Annotated in this window: 19 protein-coding genes and 1 tRNA gene; 9 read left to right on the top strand and 11 right to left on the bottom strand. The window is 64.4% G+C overall.

Annotation, left to right across the window (positions count from 1 at the left end; translation table 11 throughout):
* The first annotated feature begins 39 nt into the window (after positions 1 to 39).
* On the top strand, positions 40 to 1,017 hold the full coding sequence (locus BVC93_RS16130) for a nucleoside hydrolase (RefSeq protein ID WP_083738350.1): 978 nt from the start codon (positions 40 to 42) through the stop codon (positions 1,015 to 1,017).
* On the opposite strand, the gene BVC93_RS16125 is transcribed toward BVC93_RS16130, so the two are convergent.
* Entirely contained in the window at positions 1,001 to 1,417 is a 417-nt protein-coding gene (locus BVC93_RS16125) for a hypothetical protein (protein ID WP_083738349.1), read from the bottom strand. The two genes, BVC93_RS16130 and BVC93_RS16125, sit on opposite strands and share 17 nt — an antisense overlap.
* Positions 1,418 to 1,550: 133 nt before the next feature.
* Between BVC93_RS16125 and BVC93_RS16120 the strand changes: the two genes are divergently transcribed.
* The 3 genes from BVC93_RS16120 to BVC93_RS16110 are packed head-to-tail and all read left to right on the top strand — an operon-like array spanning position 1,551 to position 5,275.
* Positions 1,551 to 2,843: a pyridoxal phosphate-dependent aminotransferase gene (locus tag BVC93_RS16120; protein WP_083738348.1), complete on the top strand. Its 1,293-nt coding sequence runs from the start codon at positions 1,551 to 1,553 to the stop codon at positions 2,841 to 2,843.
* Entirely contained in the window at positions 2,844 to 4,022 is a 1,179-nt protein-coding gene (locus BVC93_RS16115) for a lipase family protein (protein WP_157516951.1), read from the top strand. It begins immediately after the preceding gene.
* Positions 4,022 to 5,275, top strand: a complete 1,254-nt coding sequence (locus BVC93_RS16110; RefSeq protein ID WP_083738346.1) for a YibE/F family protein — start codon at positions 4,022 to 4,024, stop codon at positions 5,273 to 5,275. Before BVC93_RS16115 ends, BVC93_RS16110 begins: the two co-directional genes overlap by 1 nt.
* Here the strand turns inward: BVC93_RS16110 and rfbA are convergent.
* The 7 genes from rfbA to BVC93_RS16075 all read right to left on the bottom strand — a co-directional run bounded on the left by rfbA (position 5,223) and on the right by BVC93_RS16075 (position 12,408).
* Complete coding sequence (gene rfbA / locus BVC93_RS16105) at positions 5,223 to 6,092, bottom strand: glucose-1-phosphate thymidylyltransferase RfbA (RefSeq protein ID WP_083738345.1); 870 nt, start codon at positions 6,090 to 6,092, stop codon at positions 5,223 to 5,225. The two genes, BVC93_RS16110 and rfbA, sit on opposite strands and share 53 nt — an antisense overlap.
* Positions 6,092 to 6,433 carry a nuclear transport factor 2 family protein gene (locus tag BVC93_RS16100; protein ID WP_083738344.1) on the bottom strand — a complete coding sequence of 114 codons (342 nt, stop codon included), beginning with the start codon at positions 6,431 to 6,433 and terminating at the stop codon, positions 6,092 to 6,094. Before BVC93_RS16100 ends, rfbA begins: the two co-directional genes overlap by 1 nt.
* Positions 6,434 to 6,461: 28 nt before the next feature.
* Positions 6,462 to 7,184, bottom strand: coding sequence for a maleylpyruvate isomerase family mycothiol-dependent enzyme (locus BVC93_RS16095; RefSeq protein WP_083738343.1), 723 nt, complete (start codon positions 7,182 to 7,184; stop codon positions 6,462 to 6,464).
* A gap of 5 nt (positions 7,185 to 7,189) precedes the next feature.
* Positions 7,190 to 8,515, bottom strand: coding sequence for a UDP-glucose dehydrogenase family protein (locus BVC93_RS16090; RefSeq protein ID WP_083738342.1), 1,326 nt, complete (start codon positions 8,513 to 8,515; stop codon positions 7,190 to 7,192).
* An 87-nt stretch (positions 8,516 to 8,602) separates the two neighbouring features.
* Positions 8,603 to 10,417 carry a DUF7159 family protein gene (locus BVC93_RS16085; protein ID WP_083738341.1) on the bottom strand — a complete coding sequence of 605 codons (1,815 nt, stop codon included), beginning with the start codon at positions 10,415 to 10,417 and terminating at the stop codon, positions 8,603 to 8,605.
* A 176-nt stretch (positions 10,418 to 10,593) separates the two neighbouring features.
* Positions 10,594 to 11,166, bottom strand: coding sequence for a dCTP deaminase (gene dcd, locus BVC93_RS16080; RefSeq protein WP_083738340.1), 573 nt, complete (start codon positions 11,164 to 11,166; stop codon positions 10,594 to 10,596).
* 102 nt (positions 11,167 to 11,268) lie between these two features.
* Positions 11,269 to 12,408 (bottom strand): hypothetical protein, encoded by a 1,140-nt coding sequence (locus BVC93_RS16075; RefSeq protein ID WP_157516949.1) that lies wholly within the window; start codon positions 12,406 to 12,408, stop codon positions 11,269 to 11,271.
* Between the two features lie 247 nt (positions 12,409 to 12,655).
* Between BVC93_RS16075 and BVC93_RS16070 the strand changes: the two genes are divergently transcribed.
* From BVC93_RS16070 to BVC93_RS33140, 4 genes are all read left to right on the top strand, one after another.
* Positions 12,656 to 12,729, top strand: a tRNA-Gly gene (locus BVC93_RS16070).
* A 166-nt stretch (positions 12,730 to 12,895) separates the two neighbouring features.
* Positions 12,896 to 14,011 (top strand): SIR2 family protein, encoded by a 1,116-nt coding sequence (locus tag BVC93_RS16065; RefSeq protein WP_083738338.1) that lies wholly within the window; start codon positions 12,896 to 12,898, stop codon positions 14,009 to 14,011.
* A gap of 36 nt (positions 14,012 to 14,047) precedes the next feature.
* Positions 14,048 to 14,344 carry a hypothetical protein gene (locus tag BVC93_RS16060; RefSeq protein ID WP_083738337.1) on the top strand — a complete coding sequence of 99 codons (297 nt, stop codon included), beginning with the start codon at positions 14,048 to 14,050 and terminating at the stop codon, positions 14,342 to 14,344.
* Between the two features lie 12 nt (positions 14,345 to 14,356).
* Complete coding sequence (locus BVC93_RS33140) at positions 14,357 to 15,448, top strand: LPO_1073/Vpar_1526 family protein (RefSeq protein ID WP_335583140.1); 1,092 nt, start codon at positions 14,357 to 14,359, stop codon at positions 15,446 to 15,448.
* On the opposite strand, the gene BVC93_RS16050 is transcribed toward BVC93_RS33140, so the two are convergent.
* Entirely contained in the window at positions 15,431 to 15,925 is a 495-nt protein-coding gene (locus BVC93_RS16050) for a tyrosine-type recombinase/integrase (RefSeq protein ID WP_236949985.1), read from the bottom strand. The two genes, BVC93_RS33140 and BVC93_RS16050, sit on opposite strands and share 18 nt — an antisense overlap.
* Before the next feature lie 26 nt (positions 15,926 to 15,951).
* On the opposite strand from BVC93_RS16050, the gene BVC93_RS16045 reads away from it, so the two are divergent.
* Entirely contained in the window at positions 15,952 to 16,407 is a 456-nt protein-coding gene (locus BVC93_RS16045) for a TspO/MBR family protein (RefSeq protein WP_083738335.1), read from the top strand.
* 33 nt (positions 16,408 to 16,440) lie between these two features.
* Here BVC93_RS16045 and BVC93_RS16040 read toward each other — a convergent pair whose 3' ends face one another.
* A complete protein-coding gene (locus tag BVC93_RS16040; RefSeq protein WP_236949984.1) occupies positions 16,441 to 18,453 on the bottom strand; it encodes a lipocalin family protein in 2,013 nt (670 codons plus the stop codon).
* Positions 18,454 to 18,546: 93 nt separating this feature from the next.
* Positions 18,547 to 19,458: a proline iminopeptidase-family hydrolase gene (locus tag BVC93_RS16035; protein WP_083738333.1), complete on the bottom strand. Its 912-nt coding sequence runs from the start codon at positions 19,456 to 19,458 to the stop codon at positions 18,547 to 18,549.
* Between the last annotated feature and the right edge of the window lie 27 nt (positions 19,459 to 19,485).

Genomic DNA, 19,485 nt, shown 5'->3' with positions numbered 1-19,485 from the left:
CCCTCTACGCCGAGAGTGCACCCAATCCGAAGACTCGCATTGGGTGCACTCGCGGCACTGCTGATGGCGGGTGCCACGACAGCCCCCACCGCCGCAGAGCCGCACGACTGCGTTGTGATCGACACCGATTTCGACATCGACGACCTGATGACCATCCCGGCCGTCATCGGCGGCCGGGATGTTGCGGCCATCGTCACCACCGAGGGCTACACGCTGCCCGCACTGGGCGCCTCGGCCGTCAAACGGCTGATCGCCGAACCGGGCCGGCGCGAGATCCCGGTGATCGTCGGGGCGGGCGTCCACCGCCCCGAACCCGATATCGCGGCAACGTTCGGCGATTACGTGCTGGTGTTCCGCACCCTGATGAACCGACTGAACAATTTCCTGCCCACCGCGCTGCCACCTGCGCCCGTCCAGCCCGACTACGTCCGCGAGGTTGCCGAGGCCACCGCAGGATGCCAGACGGTCGATGTGTTGGTGATCGGCGCGTTCACCTCATTCGTGAACTACAGCCCCACCCTGCGCCACCGAATCGGCCGCGTCGTCATCACCGGCCGCCCTCTCGAGGGTGATCCCGAACTCGAAGCCGGCGAATCGTTCAACTGCGTCTACGACCGGCCGTCCTGCGAACAAGCCTTCCGTCAACAACTTCCGGGCCTGGATCACGTGTTTGTCGACGTCCCGCGCGGCGACTGCGACCTCACCCCCAACCGCGACGGCTGCGTGGCAACGGTGTTCGGGCCGACGCTGGCCATGGTGCGCGCACTGGGCGACGAGGGGCTACCCAACACCCTCAAGCAGATCCTGCTCAACCATCCGAACAGCTGGGCCCTGGACACCTGGGAGCAGTCCGGTTACGGCGGGCGCACCCTGTTCTGGGATCAGTCGACGGCACTGGCTCTGCTGGATCCGGCGTCGTTCCGCCAGGTGGGCGCCCATGTCGAGACGACGCTGAATCCCGAAGAGTTCCAAGCGAAGTGGGCCGAGTTCACCAATCGAGCTAACCGACCTTGGTGAGCTTGAACGGCGAGTGCGTGACGGTGCCGCCCGGGCAGCTGTAGTTGTCGTCGAGCGAGACGATGCCGTTCAGTGAAGCCGGGTCCACCTCGACCTCGATGTAGGCGGGGGCGTAGCTGCCGTCGGCGCAGATGGCGCCGTCCGGCTTGGTGATGATGAAGTGCCACAGGCCCCCCACCATCTTGGTCGGCACCTGCCAGCCCTGGTTGCTGGACACGGTGCCCGTGCAGCCCTCGGTGGCGCAGGCGGTGGCGACGGTCCAGTAGTTCTCGGCGTCACCGCCGACGTAGGTGCCGTTGAAGGGAGCCGGCTCTGCGAGCGCCGGAGCAGCGAAGCTCCCAGCAACGACGGCTGACGCCGCGACCGTCGCCAGCACACCCGTGATTGTCAGCTTGTTCATTCCCTGCGCCTTCCGACCGATAGTGACGCAGCAAGTTAACAGTCGTCATCCAGGAATCAGCGAGACTGTGTCCGAACTGTAGGCGAATCGCAATCAAGCATGCACGACCCATGGTGTCCGGCCGCAAAATTGCATAGACAACCGTGGGAGACTCGTCTGCGTGAGCACACACCAGCTTCCTTGGCATCAGACCGGCCAGGGGACCCGGCAGCGCGTCTTCACTCAGTCGACGAAGCTGCAGGACGTCCTCTACGAGATCCGCGGGCCGATCGCCGAGCACGCTACCCGGCTGGAGAACGAGGGCCACCGGATCCTCAAACTCAACATCGGCAACCCCGCGCCGTTCGGCTTCGAAGCCCCCGACGTGATCATGCGCGACATCATCCAGTCGCTGCCGTACGCCCAGGGCTACTCCGACTCCAAGGGCATCGTCAGCGCCCGCCGCGCGGTCTTCACCCGCTACGAACTGGTAGACGGGTTCCCCAAGTTCGACATCGATGACGTCTACCTCGGCAACGGTGTCTCCGAGCTCATCACCATGACCCTGCAGGCGCTGTTGGACAACGGCGACCAGGTGCTCATCCCGGCCCCCGACTATCCGCTGTGGACCGCGTCGACGGCACTGGCCGGCGGCACCCCGGTGCACTACCTGTGCGACGAGACCCAGGGCTGGAATCCCGATATCGCGGACCTGGAGTCCAAGATCACCGACCGCACCAAGGCGCTGGTGGTGATCAACCCGAACAACCCGACAGGTGCGGTGTACAGCCGCGAGATCCTGGAGCAGATGGTCGAGCTGGCGCGCAAGCATCAGCTGTTGCTGCTGGCCGACGAGATCTACGACAAGATCCTCTACGACGACGCTGAGCACACCAGCCTCGCGACGCTGGCTCCCGATCTGCTCACTTTGACGTTCAACGGCCTGTCCAAGGCCTACCGCGTGGCCGGTTACCGGTCCGGCTGGCTGGTCATCACCGGCCCCAAAGAACACGCGAGCAGTTTCCTCGAGGGCATCAGCCTGCTGGCCAGCATGCGACTGTGCCCCAATGTGCCTGCGCAGCACGCCATCCAGGTGGCACTAGGCGGGCATCAGAGCATCGAGGACCTGGTGTTGCCGGGCGGGCGCCTGCGAGAACAACGCGACGTCGCCTGGAACAAGCTCAATGAGATCCCCGGAGTCTCCTGTGTGAAGCCCCAAGGTGCGCTCTATGCGTTCCCGCGGTTGGACCCCGAGGTCTACGACATCCACGACGACGAGCAACTGGTGCTCGATCTGCTTCTACAGGAGAAGATCCTTGTGGTGCAGGGCACAGGATTCAATTGGCCCGCACCAGATCACCTCCGAATCGTCACACTTCCGTGGTCGCGTGACCTCGCCGACGCCATCGAACGTCTGGGCAACTTCCTGGCGAGCTACCGTCAATAGGTGCGCTCTCCTTTCCGGATCCTGCCGGCAATACTGCTAACGGTTCTTGTCGCTGCCGGATGTAGCGGGTCGGCCGCCCTCTCAGCGGACGTTCCGATCGAACGGGCGCAGCAGCCCATCGCTTACACCCGGGAAATGCCGGCCATCGCGCCGCCGGACTGGGCAGCCCGGGGCCAGGTGATCACCTCCACCGACCAGACGTCCTTCGACATGTCCAAGCTGCCGCAGGGCTCCTCGGCCACCAAGATGGTCTACCGCTCGACGTCCGGCATCACCGGCGCACCGACGGTGGTCAGCGGGGCGTTCTTCGTCCCCCCGGGAGACGCACCAGCGGGTGGCTGGCCGGTGGTCAGCTACGCCCACTTCACCTCCGGGGTGTCGACGGGCTGCGGCCCCACCGGCGACAAGGAACTCGCCGGCAGTATCAGCTTCGTCGGCGGCATCCTGGACCAGGGTTACGCCGTGGCGTACACCGACTACGTGGGCCTGGGCGAGATCGGAGCAGAACCCAAGCAGGTGCACCCGTACCTGGAGCCGAAATCGGCGGCATTCAACGTCATCGACGCGGTCCGTGCGGCCCGCGCTGTGGACCCCGACCTGTCCGATCGATGGGTCGCCGTCGGCAACTCCCAAGGCGGGCAGGCGGCGTTCGCCGCGGCTGAATACGGCAAGGAGTATGGCGACGGGCTGCAACTGCTGGGTGCGGCCGCGGTTGCCCCGGCACTGGACGTCAGCCACCTCGGCAACCCCACCCAACTCACCGACCAGCAGAAGACGGTGTTTCCACTGATCGTCATGGGCCTGGCCGCCGTCGACCCCGAGGTGGTGCCCTCCGACTACCTCCCCGCGGGCTTCGACGAGACGACAGCGTGCACACCCGGCGGGGTGGAACCCAAAGAGGCCTCCCCCGAGGCCGTCGCCCGCCTCACCGACCGGCTGGCCTCCTACGCTCTGCCACAACAGCCCACCGCGGTGCCCATCGCGGTGTATTACGGCGGAAACGACCAGCTGGTGCTGCCGGAGTGGACGGAGGAAGCCTTGCTGCGGGCCTGCGAGCTCGGTGACACCATCGAGGCCACCAGGGTGGACGACGCCGGACATGAACTGAATCCCGGTGCGCCGCTCAATGACTGGGTGGCGGCCCGGTTCGCCGGTGAGCCAGCTCCCTCAGACTGCTGATGGCACACGGTCATTCGCATTCGCTGAGCGGTCCTGCTCCCCTTGGACCGCTGGCCGCCAAGGTGGTGGTGGGTCTGCTGATCATCATCGGCGTCGCCACGGTCGCCGGTGCGGTGCTGCTGTGGCCCAGCCAGCAGAAGGTGGACATCCCGCTGCCGTTCCAGGACGCGACGGGCGGCGCGGTCACCACCGAGGGCGGCCACGTGGTGTCGACGGCTTTGGGCACGTGTGGCAGCCCGTCAGCCGGGCAGGTGTTGACGTCATCACCTGCTCCGGGACTGCCCGACTCAGGCGAGTGTGTGCAGTCGGTGGTGTCCATCGATTCCGGACCCAACGCCGGCGCCACCACCCTGCTGGAGTTCACCCTCACTCCGGGGCAGCCCAATCTGGCCGCGGGCGAAGACATCCGGATCATCCGGGCAGTCGACGCCCAGGGTGCGACGACATACGCGTTCTTCGATTACGAGCGCACGTGGCCGCTGATCGGTCTGGCCTTGGCATTCGCCGTGATCGTCGTGGCGGTGGCCCGCTGGCGTGGACTGCGGGCCATCGTCGGGATCGTGGTGGCGTTCGCGGTGCTGGTGATCTTCCTGCTGCCCGCCCTACGCGACGGCGCACCCGCGGTGCCGGTGTCACTGGTGGCCTCGGCCGCCATCCTGTATGCGGTCATCTACCTGGCCCACGGTGTCAGCCTGCGCACCTCTGCGGCGCTGCTGGGAACCTTGACGTCGCTGCTGCTGGCCGCGGTGTTGAGTTGGGCGGCAATCGAACTGGCACAGCTCACCGGCCTGTCGGAGGACCAGAACAACGAGGTGGCCGCATATCTGGGCCACGTCTCGATCACCGGGCTGTTGCTCGCCGGCTTCATCATCGGCTCCCTCGGCGTACTGAACGACGTCACGGTGACGCAGGCGTCCACGGCGTTCGAGCTGGCCGCGATCGAGAACACCTCGCGTCGGGCGGTGTTCACCGGCGCCATGCGGGTGGGCCGTGACCACATCGCCAGTACCGTCTACACGCTGGTGCTGGCGTATGCGGGCAGCTCACTCCCTTTGCTGCTGTTGTTCAGCGTGGCAGGCCGTTCGCTGTCGGATGTGCTGACCAGTGAGAGCGTGGCCATCGAGGTTGCCCGCTCCGCCGTTGGCGGTATCGCCCTGGCGTTGTCGGTGCCGCTGACCACCGCCATCGCCGCGGTGCTGGCTACCCCTGGCGCCCCAACAACTCCAGCAGGTAACCGCCATACCCGGACTTGATGAGTCCCTGTGCGCGCCGCGCCAACTGCTCGTCGTCGATGAAGCCCATCCGCCAAGCCACCTCTTCGGGGATGGAGATCTTCAGTCCCTGGCGCCGTTCGATGGTGCGCACGTAATCGCTGGCGTCCAGCAGGGAATCGAAGGTGCCGGTGTCCAGCCAGGCGGTGCCGCGGGCCATCACCTCGACGGTCAGCCTGCCCTGGTTCAGGTAGGTCTGGTTGATCTCGGTGATCTCGTATTCGCCTCGGGCGGAGGGGCGTAGCGATCGGGCGATGTCGACCACGTCGCCGGAGTAGAAATACAGCCCCGGTACCGCATAGTGCGACTTGGGAGTCAGCGGCTTCTCTTCCAGGTTCAGCGCCACCCCGTCGGCACTGAACTCCACCACCCCGTATGCCGAAGGGTCAGCCACCCAGTAGGCAAAAATGGCGCCGCCGTCCACGCCGGCGAACCGGCTGAGGCTGGTGCCCAGCCCCGGACCGTAGAAGATGTTGTCGCCCAACGCCAATGCCACCGAGTTGTTGCCGATGTGATCGGCGCCGATGACGAATGCCTGCGCCAAGCCGTCGGGGGTGTCCTGGATGGCGTAGGTCAAGTTGATGCCGAACGCGGAGCCGTCCCCGAGTAGACGGTGAAAACCCGGTGCGTCGGCGGTGGTGGTGATCACCAGGATGTCGCGGATACCGGCCATCATCAGCGTCGACAGCGGGTAGTAGATCAGCGGCTTGTCGTACACCGGCAGCAGCTGCTTGCTGGTGCCCAGGGTGATCGGATAGAGCCGCGTGCCTGAGCCGCCGGCGAGGATGATGCCGCGCATCAGGCGTCCAGGTCGTCCTCGGTGAGGTCGGTGGCCTTCAGCGCGGCAGCCAGGTCGGGGTGCCGGAACACCGACGTCACCTGATCATGGACAACGCGGTAGGCCGTCGCACCGTTGCTCTGCTCGGCCACCACGTGCCCGTCGCGCACATAGAGCCGGCCCACGGTGGCGTCAGCGGCGAAGCCCTGCGCCCATTCCTGCAGGGCTTCGAGTCCCTGAGCGGCGCCGTTGGCGTCGCCGATCTCGATGTCGTCGCTGGACAGGTCCACCAGCGTGCCGAGGTCCTTGGCGTTCAGCGCGTCGTGCCAGGCGAGGACGGTGGCGATCTCGGATGTGCTCATGATGAAAACCTACCTTTTGCGACGAGTCCTAAAACGACACCCGGTCGGTCCACGACTGCCAGACCGACTGGTCGCCGAAAGTCTCGATCCCGGATTCTTCCCTGGGTTGACGCCGCGTCAGGGCCAGCAGCAGATCGGTCGCAGTGCCCCGCAGCGCAACGCTGGCCTTGCCATGATCACCGCTCCAGGACACCGCGTCCCCGCGGCGTGTCACCGTCCACTCACCGGCGGCATCGGTCGAGTGCAGATGAATGGACTGGCCGTCCCGCAGCGCCGCCGAGGCCGTGTCGAAGTAGGTGAGGATGTCCAGCAGTTCGCCGATGGCGTCGGCGGCCAGTTCCGGCTCCACGGCCACGGGCTGGCCAAGCGCCAGAGCCGCATCGACGCCGTGCACCAGCACCTCGTGCAGACGTCGCCGCAGCCACCACGACGCCGGTCGCGGCCCCAGAAACGTCCAGACGTCGTCGTCCGCGGAGTCCACTGCGGAGACCAGGAGCTGCCCGCCTTCGTCCAGCCAGGCCAACTCTTCGCCGGCCGGAGGTTTGCCGTCGCGGACCTGTCTCGGGTCCAAGTTCTCGGTGGCGCGGTCGGCCACCATCTGCGCAGCCCACCGGTTTCCCCTGCCAACATGCCGGAACAGTTGTTGCAACGTCCAACCCGGGCACGTAGGGACCGCCGCGTCGGGATCCCCCGCGGCGATCAGGGAACCGAAAGCCTGGTTCTCGGCCAGAAACTCCGCAGCGAAATCCACGCTGGTCAGGCTACGCGCCTACCCAAGCAGTGCATTCGCCAACCGGCCTCGCGCCAGCGGGTGTCGTCGAGGCAGTTGCGGCCGTCGACAATCACCTTGGCTCGCACGGTGTCGGCCAGGGTCGCCGGATCGAGGTCCACGAACTCCTGCCATTCGGTGAGCACCAGCACCACGTCGGCGCGCTCGCAGGCCTCCAGCACCGAGGTGGCGTAGTTCAGCGTCGGGAACAGCTTGCGGGAGTTGTCGACTGCCTGCGGATCGTAGACGTTCACCGCGGCGCCGTTGAGTTGCAGCAGGCCGGCGACATTGAGTGCCGGTGAGTCGCGCACGTCGTCGGATTCGGGTTTGAAGGCCGCCCCCAGCACAGCCACATTGGCGCCCAGCAGCGAGCCGCCGCACGCAGCGGTCGCCAGCTCCACCATCCGGGTGCGTCGGCGCATGTTGATGCTGTCGACCTCACGCAGGAAGGTCAACGCCTGGTTGGCACCCAACTCACCGGCACGGGCCATGAACGCGCGGATGTCCTTGGGCAGACATCCCCCGCCGAAACCCAAGCCCGCGTTGAGGAATCGACGGCCGATACGCGCATCGTAACCCAGCGCGTCGGCCAGGACGGTGACGTCGGCGTCGGCGGCTTCACACACCTCGGCCATGGCGTTGATGAACGAGATCTTGGTCGCCAGAAAGGCATTGGCGGAGACCTTGACCAGCTCGGCGGTCTGCAGATCGGACACCAGAAAAGGGGTCTCGGCGTCGAGCATCGAGGCGTACATCTGCCGCAGCATGCCCTCGGCCCGCTGCGAGCCAGGCTGCACACCGATGACGATGCGGTCAGGATGCAGGGTGTCCTTGACTGCGTGGCCTTCCCGCAGGAACTCCGGGTTCCAGGCGATTTCCACGTCGATTCCGTTGGGCGCCAGTTTCTTTGCTCGCTGCGCCAGTTCGGCGGCCGTGCCCACCGGTACGGTCGACTTGCCGGCGATCACCGCCGACTGCGCCAGGCGCGGCACCAGTTCATCGATCACGCTGTAGACGTGCCGCAGATCAGCGCCGTATTCGCCCTTCTTCTGCGGGGTTCCCACCCCGAGGAAATGCAGCTCGGCGAAGGCACCGGCTTCGGCGTAGTCGGTGGTGAAGCGCAGCCGTCCGGCCTCGATGTTGTCGCGCAACATCTTTCGCAGTCCAGGCTCGTAGAACGGGACCTCACCAGCGGACAGCTTGGCGATTTTGTCCGGGTCAACGTCGACTCCGAGCACATCATGGCCCAGCTCGGCCATGCCTGCGGCATGGGTGGCGCCCAGATAGCCGGTACCGATCACGGTGCAACGCACAGGGCAATTTATCCCGACGCCATGGCGTCACTGCGTCCTAGAGTTGAGCACCCCACGAACCCGGGGTGACAACTGATGCCGAGTGGGTCACTCGAAGGGCCACAGGGGCAGCAGCGGTTCGCCGCCGCCACCTCCACCGCTGCCGGAGCCACTACCCGACCCACCGGAGCCGCCACCTGAACCACTTGAGCCAGAGCCGCTGGAATCACCGGAGCCACGACCGGAGCTCGAACTGCCCGAACCACCGGAGCTCTGCGAGCCCCCGGAGCCCGGCCATTGCGGCAGCTGAGGCAGTTGGATCGACGGTGCCTGCGGCACCGGCGGAACCGTCGGGCGTGACGGCGCTTCGACGACGGGCACCTGCGGGACGGTGGGCACCGTCACCACCGGCGGATCCGGCCGCTGCGGCTCCTGCGTCGGCGTGGGCCGCGGCGTCTGGGTCGGGGTCGGCCTGGGCGTCTGGGTTTGCGTCGGCCGAGGCACGTCGTCATCATCGTCGGGCTGGTTGCGCGGCGGATTCCAGTCCGGCCAGTTGTTGCGCGGCTGGTCCCACGGCGGCCGGAAGATGTTCGGCAGCTGGATCACCGGCGGGGGCAGCTGGATCACCGGCGGCGGAAGTACCGGGGCCACCACGGGCGGCGCCGCCGGGGCCGGAGCAGGCGCGGGGGCAGCAGGTGCTGGAGCCGGCGCCGGAGCAGCCGGTGCAGGCGCGGGTGCCGCGGGGGCTTCCACGTACACGGTGCGCGGCGGGGCCTGCGGTTGCGGGGCCTGCTGCACCACGGGCATGGGAGCCTGGATGGTCTCGGGCGCGGGCGGCGGCGGGACTGCGGCTTCCGGTGCGGGCGGCAGCGCTTCGGGCACCTGAGTGGGCACGATGACGCTCTCGGCCGGGCTGGGGCGCTGATCGACGGTGGGGCGGATGCTGACGGCCAGGGAAATCACCAGAGCGGTGACACCGAGGACGAAGATCGACGTCAACGCGCTGCCGACAAGCAGGAACGGCTTGCTTCCCTGCTGCTGTGGTGGTTCGGGCCTCTCGCTTTCGGTATAGGCGGGGAACACCTGCGAATCGGGATCGGCCTGGCTGTAGGCAAGCGCGGCCGGGGCGCCGGTGTAACCGATGCCGGCAACCTGGGTGACGTCGGCGGCGGCCATTCCGGCCAGCGCGGCGCCGGCGGTGGTGCCGTCCACACCGTCTTCGGAGTAGGCCAGGCCAACGGTGGATGCTTCAAAACGGGGCGCATTGGCGCTGGCCAACGCGGCTCCACGGGCGAGCGCGACTTCGGGTTCCTCGGGCGCGCTGACCGGCAGTGACGTGGCCGATTCCAGCTGCAGTTTAATGGCACCGACAGCAACGCCCGAGCCCACCACAAAGACACCTTGCGGAGGCGACTCGAGAGTTTCCAGTCCGGCCACCATCGAGGCCAGCTCTGCCAGGGCGTCGGTGGTGTGCAGGTCGTGGCTCTGCACCCTCACGATCGAGCCGTCGGAGGTGTCCACCACTGACAGCGTGGCGGTGTTGCGCTCCAGGAACATCAGGGCGGTGCGCTCGTATCCGACGGCGCTGCCGACGGCCTGTGCCAGCGCTCCGGCGGCATGCAGTTCGGAGACCAGCATGACGTCGTCGATGTTGTGTGCGGCCAATGCGTCGCGCAGTGCCGCGGCTTCCGCGTGATCGCGCCAGGTGACACCGGTGCCGACCAGACGGTGACCGCCTTCGGCGGCACTCTCCCTGGTGCCCAGAATCGCGGCGACAACCTGCTGCGGCGCCGTTGCCGACGGATCCCCTGCAGGGATGTCGAACACGTCGTGATCAACGGTGACGCCGTCCGCTTTTTCGCCTTCGACCAGCACCATACGCACCGTGGTCGGTGTCATGGACACACCGAGTACGATGTCCACTACCCCTCCAAAACTCTTTGCTGCAGCGCGCTCGTCCACCCCGTCCGCACACGCCACAATTGCTGCCAGCTAGATGTTTCATCGATCATCCGGGCGCTGGCGTTACAGCTTCGTGCGATTAGCTGGACACCCCGAGGTCCAACCCGTCCCAGGGTACGCGGATCACACCTCGCGCTTCAGTTTTCCGTGGCGAAGTTCAGGTAGGAGCGCGACGGCGTGGGCCCGCGCTGGCCCTGGTACTTCGAGCCCACCTTGGCGCTGCCGTAGGGGTGTTCGGCCGGGCTGGTGAGCCGCAGCAGGCACAGCTGCCCGATCTTCATGCCGGGCCACAGCGTGATCGGCAGGTTGGCCACGTTGGAGAGTTCGAGGGTGATGTGGCCGCTGAAACCCGGGTCGATGAACCCGGCAGTCGAGTGGGTCAGCAGCCCGAGCCGCCCCAGCGACGACTTGCCTTCCAGCCGGCCGGCCAGATCGTCGGGCAGCGTGCACAGCTCCAGCGTCGAGCCGAGAACAAACTCGCCGGGGTGCAACACGAACGGCTCCCCCGAAGCCACCTCCACGAGGCTGGTCAGATCATCTTGGCGCTGCGCCGGGTCGATGTGGGTGTAGCGCAGGTTGTTGAACACGCGGAACAGATTGTCGAGCCGGACATCGACGCTCGACGGCTGCACCATGGTGTCGTCGAACGGGTCGATGCCCAACCGTCCGGCGGCGATTTCGGCACGGATGTCGCGGTCAGAGAGCAGCACGCGACGAGCGTATCGGCCAGCTGTGGCCGGTGGGCACCTCGGGCCAACAGCACAGCGCGCGAACAGCTTGGGAAAGCTGTCCGCGCGCCGGGTGGGTTCGAGCTATTCGGAGTCGCTGCTGCCCGAATCGGACTTGTCCGACTTCTCGGATTTGTCTGCCTTGTCGGCGTTTTCAGTCTTCTCGGTCTTGTCGGCCTTGTCGGCCTTGTCGGCCTTGTCGGTGTCGGCGTCGTCCGACTTCTCGGAGGACTTGGCTGCGCCGCTCTTGCCGCCGGTGAAGAGGTTCTCGACACCCTTGCGCAGGTCATCGAGGCCCTTCTGGATGCCGAAGCGGGGCGCCGGGGTCTCTTCGGTCTCGTCGTCGGCGACGGTCTCCTCGGTGACGGCTTCCTCGACGACCAGTTCCTCGGTGGTCTCCTCCGTGGTGTCCACGGCGGCTTCGTCGACGACAGCCGTCTCGACAGCAGCCTGCGTGACGGTCGCGTCCTCGACAGTCGTCTCCAGCGCGACCGTGGACGTTTCGGTGAGCTCAGCACTGACCGACAGCGGGATGAACTCGTTGTCCGGCAGGCCGTCGTCTTCGGTCCTGATGTTGCGGTCCACCGGCCACTGTCCCCACGGGGTGAACAACCCGGGCGCGGCCACGCGCTCAGCATTGGGGTCACCGGTCAGCAGCGGCCCCAGGTCGCCGTAGCCGCCGAAGAGGAAGGCCTCGATGACCCTGGCCGGCGCACCGAGCAGGACCAGGTTCTGGCCCAGGCGGTCGCCCTCCATGCCGGCGTCGTAGTAGTCCTGATGGATGGCGCCGGTGGAGCCGAAGGCGCTCAGGAACGGCCCGACCAGGCGCGAGAACGCGTACTGGGTGAACTCGGGGATGCCCTGCCGGATCTCGTCGCCGTACTGCGGGAAGACAGTGGCCACGGCATCGGCCACGGCGTAATTGAACGGTCCGACCACCAGCGGAGCGATGGGTGCCAGCAGAGCGGCGGCGACCAGGCTGTGGTTCCAGGCGGTCAGCTCGATGTCCGGCCACTGCTCGACGACCCGGTTGAAGATGGCCGGGACGTCGTACTGGATAGCCTCAACGGTGTCCGAAACGGTGTCGACGACACCCTTGGCCAGGATCTCCAGGACGGTCGCCAGAACGACGGGCTCGACCTCGGTGTTCACCACGCGGGGCGGGGCGACGTAGGCCGCAGGTGCGGCCACCACGACGTCTTCCAGCGGCGTCGGCACCGGCACGGTCGCGAAGGCGATGGCTCCAACGCCCGCCAGCGCTACGCCAGCTTTGACAGATCGATGAAACCCGTTGTACCCCATACCTTCTGGACTCCGATGCATTTGCTGTAAGGCGGACGAGCGAAGTCTAGCCGATCGGCCAAGTCAATTGGGGGCTACCTTTCAGGTTCTACACAGGGTTGGGCTCACAACGCTGTTTGTCGCCCCGGACCGGCGCCCGCTGATGCCCTGCTAGTCTGTCTAGCCACACGCCGATGTAGTTCAATGGCAGAACATCAGCTTCCCAAGCTGAATACGCGGGTTCGATTCCCGTCATCGGCTCCACAAGACCACAGCTCAGAGCTGGTAACTAGCTCCCCTAGGTTTATTTTCAGGCCATTTTGTTCGGAGTTTGTTCGGCAAGGACGTACGTTCGATTTGCTGAGTTGCCGCAGGTAGTGGCATCGCGCCGGTATCCTCTGACGGCCACGTCAATACACCCGGGGGGGCCATGCCGAACGACAACCTTGCAATGCTGGTCGGAAACGGGCTGAGCATCGCTTTCAGCACGAATCTGTTGTTGAGCAACATTACGCAACAAGTCATCGAACGCCTGACCGTGCAATACGAGGGTAGAAGTGACGAAGTGGCCCAAGCCATGCGCCAGGTTGCGATTCGCGCCAAGGCCGACGACGATCCCTCTACCAATTTCGAAACCCTAATTGGCGCTTTCGGTGGCCAGTCCGACATATTGGGTGATCTCAATCGCTATGCCAGCCTCACTGAGGACAACCCAGATATGTCGCAGGCGATCACCAAGGTGCGTAAATTCGTCCAAGAAGTTAGACAACGCGGAATCGGGCACACGCTACAAGTTATTGTAGAAAATTCCAAACCTGATAACGGATCCTTTGGCACCATTTCCAATTTTTTCAGCCTCGCTGCAGATCAATTCACAGGTTATGTGACCATTGCCAACTTGAACTATGACGATCTAATTCTAACGGAGTTCAGCAGGGATAAATATGACGGCAAATTTTGCGACTTAGGTGCGGGTTACGGTGAATTTCAGATAGACAACGTTCTCGATAGCCCTTTCTCTGCTTTCCCGCTGCGAGACAAAAACAACCTACCGCACCTAATTCGGCTACTCGATCTTCACGGTGCCGTCACGTTTTGGCGGGTCGGCAATCGTCAAGTAAAGATCCCCCTGGCCATCGCTAGAAAGCCCGAATTATGGGAGAGATACAGAACCGGCGCGATAGACGCCGAGCCTTTGGTTGTGCTGGCCAATCAGCATGACAAGATCGACCACGTTAAACGTGATCCATTTCAACTGGCCTACGAGATCGCGGACACAGATTTTCGCGATTCTGAACACTGGCTCATCGTTGGCTATTCGTTCAAAGATACGTGCGTAAATGATCTTTTGAAGCGGGCTTGGCTAGCGCGTCGGCAACCGCCCAAAATCCTGATCGTGACAATGGGCGATGAACTGACCACAGGCCGCATTGAAAACGTATTTGGCTGGGAAACAAACAAGTTCGCAGAAAACCGGGCAAGAATATGGCGCGACGGAGTCACTGGGCTTGGGGAATCAGGCCTCTGGAAATCATTCGTGGGCTAACATCGTGAGTTCTAGCGAGACGGAGGGGAATAGCGAGTGGCCAAATACCTGGGATGGTTCAGCACTACCGTTATCGCTCTGGCAGGTCTCGTCATCGGCGTATTGCCCGTCGATTTCGGCCCTCGGTGGGTCTGGTTCACCATCGGCGTTGTCTTCGGATTCCTGGCCGCCTTCACATTTCCGCGCGTATGGGGATCCAACGACCAGGCTGACGCTGTCGCTCCGGTTAAAAAGGTCGAACAAAAGCCAACGATGACCGCAGGCGATAACGCCACCCAGATCATTAACGAGGGTGGCGGCACATTCAATATCGAACACAAGAAGGGTAAGTGAGCCGTGCCCGATATGACGGCTGGCGACGACGCGACCCAACTCCATACCGACTACGGCACTATCAATTACGGTACTGTCCTAACAGTCACCGAGATACGAGCAATTGCACTCGATGTAGCCAAATCGGTGTTTCTGGACTCGCTTCCAATCGCTAAAGACTTGATCAACGCACGGACCGAAGAAATTACTGATGAAGTAATACGCAAAATTGCCGAAAAGGACGAGAAACTCTACGAGCGATTTAGAGATCCTCGATTCCTCGGACCGCTCGCATCTAGTCAACGCAGTTATGCCGAAACAGGCGATCCGGAACTGGGCGGAATTCTGTCAGGTTTACTTGCCGACTTGGCGGGCGAGCCAATCCGAACTCGTCGCGAAATCGTTCTACGCGAGTCGATAGAGTGCGCTCCAAAATTGACGACACGCCACCTTAACGCTTTGACCGTGATTTTTCGCGTTACCCGCGTTGGTCACAATCTCGCGCTCGGCCCAAAGGAACTGGTCTCATTGTTGGATGGTGAGCTTCGGCCATATTTTGGTGAAGTTCCGTCAGATTCATTCGACTACAGCTATATGGGTGCAACGCAGGCTGGAACCTACATGCCCACCTTGAGCAGCACGGTCTACAGCAGAATCTATACAGCGCACAGAAATGCAATGTATGACCCAATTGACGTCAACGAGCTGACCCAGTTCTATACCGAATCGATAGATCAACTGACGGCAGATTTGAACCACATAGTGCACTTGATTGAGGTTCCGTACGCGATTTCAGGATCACAGAAATTCAAGCTCAGGACCGATAAAGTCAAGAGAATCCTGTCGGTCGACACAAAAGTCATTAACGGTCTCAGCGGCGCAGAAACCAAGTTCCGCGATTTTCTTCGGAATCGATCGGTGGACGAGCGACAATTCACGTCCATCCTTCGCGAGGAAAGCCCAGAGCTGGCGCAGTTCTTGGATCACCTACAACGGACCGACGCACTCAGCTTTCAGTTGTCGCCCGTTGGCATCATGTTGGCTCGTCACGAAATGGAGAGCAGATCCCCCGAAACCGCTGCCCAGGTGGACGTTCTGTTTGAGGACTCAGATCCGCTGCCGTAGCGGGACCACGTTCGGGCCGATTGGCGTAGCCAATGCCGCCAGCTTGGCCATGGCGGCGCTGGCGCTGTCATCGGTACGGAACAGGTGCGTGTAGATGTCCAGCGTAGTGGTGACCTTTGAATGACCCAAGTTCCGGCTTACGTCGGCCACGTCGATACCGGCAGCCGCGCACAGGCTCGCGTACGTGTGCCGTAGGCCGTGGAACTTGAATTTCATTGGCAGAACGTCGGTTTGGTCCCCCGCCAGGTGAGCTAGGCGATTGGCTCGCAATACCGCAGGACGGAACACGGCCTTGTAGAACGTCTGGTGACGCAATGAGGCCGACCAATCGAGCGCCAGGCGGTCGGTCGCTTCGGCTACCGATAGCGCGGCCAAGGCGGTTGCCTTCCGGTCGGCCTTTTGCGCAGCGGTTTCCGGTGTCTCGCTGTCGTCGTCGGCTCTCCGCTTTCCAGTCGGCTTGACCGGTGCCAACGTCACCGCGCAGAACAACTCTGGTTCCCTCGATGCTGGCTGTCACCGCCACGGCGATCCTGGGCGGCCTGGCCAGCCGGCCCGCACAGTCGCCGTGGTTCGCGAAGCTGAAGAAACCTCCGTATCAGCCTCCGCGACACGCGTTTCCGATCGTCTGGCCTGTCCTTTACGCCGATATCGCGGCAGTGTCCTCGGCCACGCTCGACGAGTTGGAGCGTCGCGGCGAGAGCGCCGAACGCAACCGCTACATCAAAGCCCTCGTCGCCAATCTCGTCCTCAACGCCAGCTGGTCCTGGTTGTTCTTCAACCGGCGGATGCTCGGCACTTCCGCGATCGCCGCGGGCGCGCTGACCGTCAGCAGCGCTGACCTGACTCGGCGCGCTGTCGCAGTACGTGGAGCCTCGGCGACGCCGTTGGGTCTCTATCCGGCCTGGTGCGCGTTCGCCACCGTGCTGTCCACACACATCTGGATCCTGAACCGGCGCTGACACGAATCCGATCTCCCCGCGCCGCAGGACGTCTCACACCGAAATCGCCGTCGCGGAATGCGCTGCAGGCTGTCGGGTCCTGGTGATCCAGCCCCGCACTCCCTTTACAGACGCCCGGTTCAGCAGCTCACGGTAAAGCTCGTCGGAGATCACGGGTGTGCGGGTCAACAGGAAGCCGCTGAAACCGCTGGGATCACTGACGATGGCCCACTGGTATTCGGGGTCCAGATCGACGATCCAGTAATTTCCTGGCGGGTTGTCAGATGCCGGACCGAAGAACGTCACGTTGAGCTTGTTATTGGTCGTGTCGACCGGCAGCGCCACACCGACGATGCGCGACACGGGGCCATTGTCGAAGAAGTAGTTGCCGGAGTTCTCCACCCGGACCGATCCATCGGGGTTGAGGCTGTACACGGCCTTGGTGTTCACCAGTCCGAGAGAGAAAAACTGCTTGACGCTGCCCACCTCATACCAGGTGCCGAGGTACCGATTCAGGTCGACAGTAGGCGCCGGAGCCAGTACCACGGCGGCGGCGTCACCCAGCACGATGTACTGATCCGGTAGCCCGTAAATGCCGGTGCCATCGGCTGGGCCCAACCCCTGGTACAGGTCGTTGATCCAGCCGTTCGCCAGGGTGTACACCGCAGCGGTGTTGCCGCGCGGGGAGAATCCGGTCACCAACTGCGCAAAGAAATCGAAGATCGGATTGCCACCGATCAGGGCGTCCACATGCGAACCCCGAGCCAGGGTGACACCGACAAACTGGCCCGGCCGCGCCGCCACCAGATCGTCGGTGGCGGCTCCGAACGCATTCCACGGCTGCGGCGGCGCCGCGATCTGATACACCGGGATACCACCGAGGCCGTCCAGCGCGCGGTCCAACGCCCCATCGCGGGCCACCCCGTCGAACATCACCACACCACGCAGCCGACGCTGATTGGGGTTGGTGGCGTAGAAACCGCCGACGCCCGCCGCGAACCCGCCGCCCGCGGAGTGCCCGGCGAGGATGAACTGTTCCGGCAGCGTGCCCTGGAGACCCGCCTTCATGGCGCTGGTGTTCAGTGCCTGCTGATCACCGTCGAACATGGTCGCCACGGCCTGCTGAATAGCTGCGTCGTTCAGCGTGCACCCCGAGCACCGGAAAGAAAATGAGGGCACGTTGGGCACCACCACCACGCTGTTGGTCTGCTGCGACAGCGTTTTTGCCAGCGCAGAGTAGAACGACTTGTCCGCGAGGAAGCCGTGCTGCAGCCATATCACACCGGTCGCCGAGACCGAACCGTCAGCTTGCGTCGGGAAGTACCAATCAGCCGGCGTGGTGAACCCGTTGGCACCCAGCGGGATCGTCAGTGAGGAGTGACCGGTACGGACGCCGGTCACCGTTGTGGACGCGGGAGCCGGGAACGTCTCGTCCACCTCGGGACGCGGTGACCACCCCAGCGCGGCAAGGAAGTTCAATGCCGCCGTCGCTAGCGGCCCGAGCGGGCGGGCCGCCACGGCCGGAGCTTCGGGTGTCACCGCGGGTGTCGGTGTGCCGCTGAGTTCGGACCCGTCAACATGCGCTTCAGCCGCTGGCCCGGTCGCCGGGGTGTCGTCGACAGCGGTGTTGTCCGAGTGCTTCTTGCTGAGCTTCGCCTCGTGGTTACCAAAATGCTTACTCAGGCGGTGTGACTCGGCGACCTTTTCTGTGGAGCGGTCCTGGTCCCGGGCGCCGCGTTCTGTGTCTCTGTCAGCCTCGTCGTCTGGATCGGCTACGGCCTCAGTGTCGAGGTCATCGCGATCGGACGCCGACGGTGCGTCCTGTCTGGTGTCGGAAGTGTCGTTGCCAGAGTCGTGATCGGCCACCGTTTCGGTCTCCGACCGCTTCGCCGGCGCGTCCGGGTCGCGTGACGGCGCCTGGCCTTCGCCGTGGGCGGACTGTCCGGCGCTGTCACCGGAGGAGCCACCGTCCACGTCTGCGAACGCAAGGCCGTGTCCGGTGCCTAAAACGAGGCACGCTCCCGCGCCTATTGTCGCCATCCACAGCGCCCACCGTCGCGACGTCACGGTCGGACGATAACCAATGGCCCGCTGCGCGGCGGCGGTATTGTCGCTGCCGTAAGCCTTCCGTCACCCTCGGCTCCGGCCTGCCGCCAGACTTCACGTGGACTCGACGCCGTCACACTCTGCCAAGAACTCGGCGATGACGGCACGGAACTCCTGCGGCTTCTCCAGATGCGTGCAGTGACTGGTGTCCGGAAACACATGCTGGCGGGCGCCGGCGATGTGGTCCACGAACGGCCGCCAGGTCGCCGGGGTGGCTTCGTCGAACTCGCCGGCCACCACCAGGGTGGGCACCGCGACCTGGTGCAGGCGGTCGATGATGCTCCAGCCCCGCAGGGTGCCGATGACGTGGAACTCGTTGGGCCCGTTCATCGTGTGGTAGACGGTGGGCTCGGCCTCCATCTGTGCGCTGCTGTCGTCGAAGTCCTGCGGAAAGGGATACACCCGGCACACGTGCCTGCGATAGAACTCCTCGGTGGCGGCCGAGTACTCCGGATCGGTGACGGTGCCGGCCGCCTCGTGACGGGACAGGGCGGCACGCACCTGCTCGGGCAGTTGGTCGCGCAGTGTGTTGGCGCCCTGAACCCACAGCGCCATCGACGCCGGCGAGTTGCAGATCTCCAGCGACACCAGCCCTGCAGGGCGGCACACGGCGATCTCCGCGCCCAGCATCCCGCCCCAGGACTGCCCGAGCAGATGGTAGGTCTCGACACCCAGCGCCGCACGGACGGCGTGGAACTCGTCGACAAACAACTGGGGCGTCCAGAAATCGGCGGGCGCATCGGGCAGATGGGTGCTCTGCCCGCAGCCCACCTGGTCGTAGTGAATGACCACCCGCCCGGATTCGTCGGCCAGGGCAGCGATGTTGGCCACATAGTTGTGCGCCATCCCGGGCCCGCCGTGCAGCACGAAGAGCGGAAGGCGCCCGGCAACCGGAGCATCGGGCGTGGTGATCTGCACCCAGGTTTCGTACTGACCGAAGGGCACCATGCGGGTCTCACGTTGCATGCCCTCAGAATGAATTCTGCTGGGCCT

It is taken from the genome of Mycobacterium sp. MS1601 (genome assembly GCF_001984215.1).
GTDB lineage: Bacteria > Actinomycetota > Actinomycetes > Mycobacteriales > Mycobacteriaceae > Mycobacterium.
Note: the sequence above shows the minus strand (reverse complement) of the source record. Positions and strands in the feature narration are given on the sequence as shown.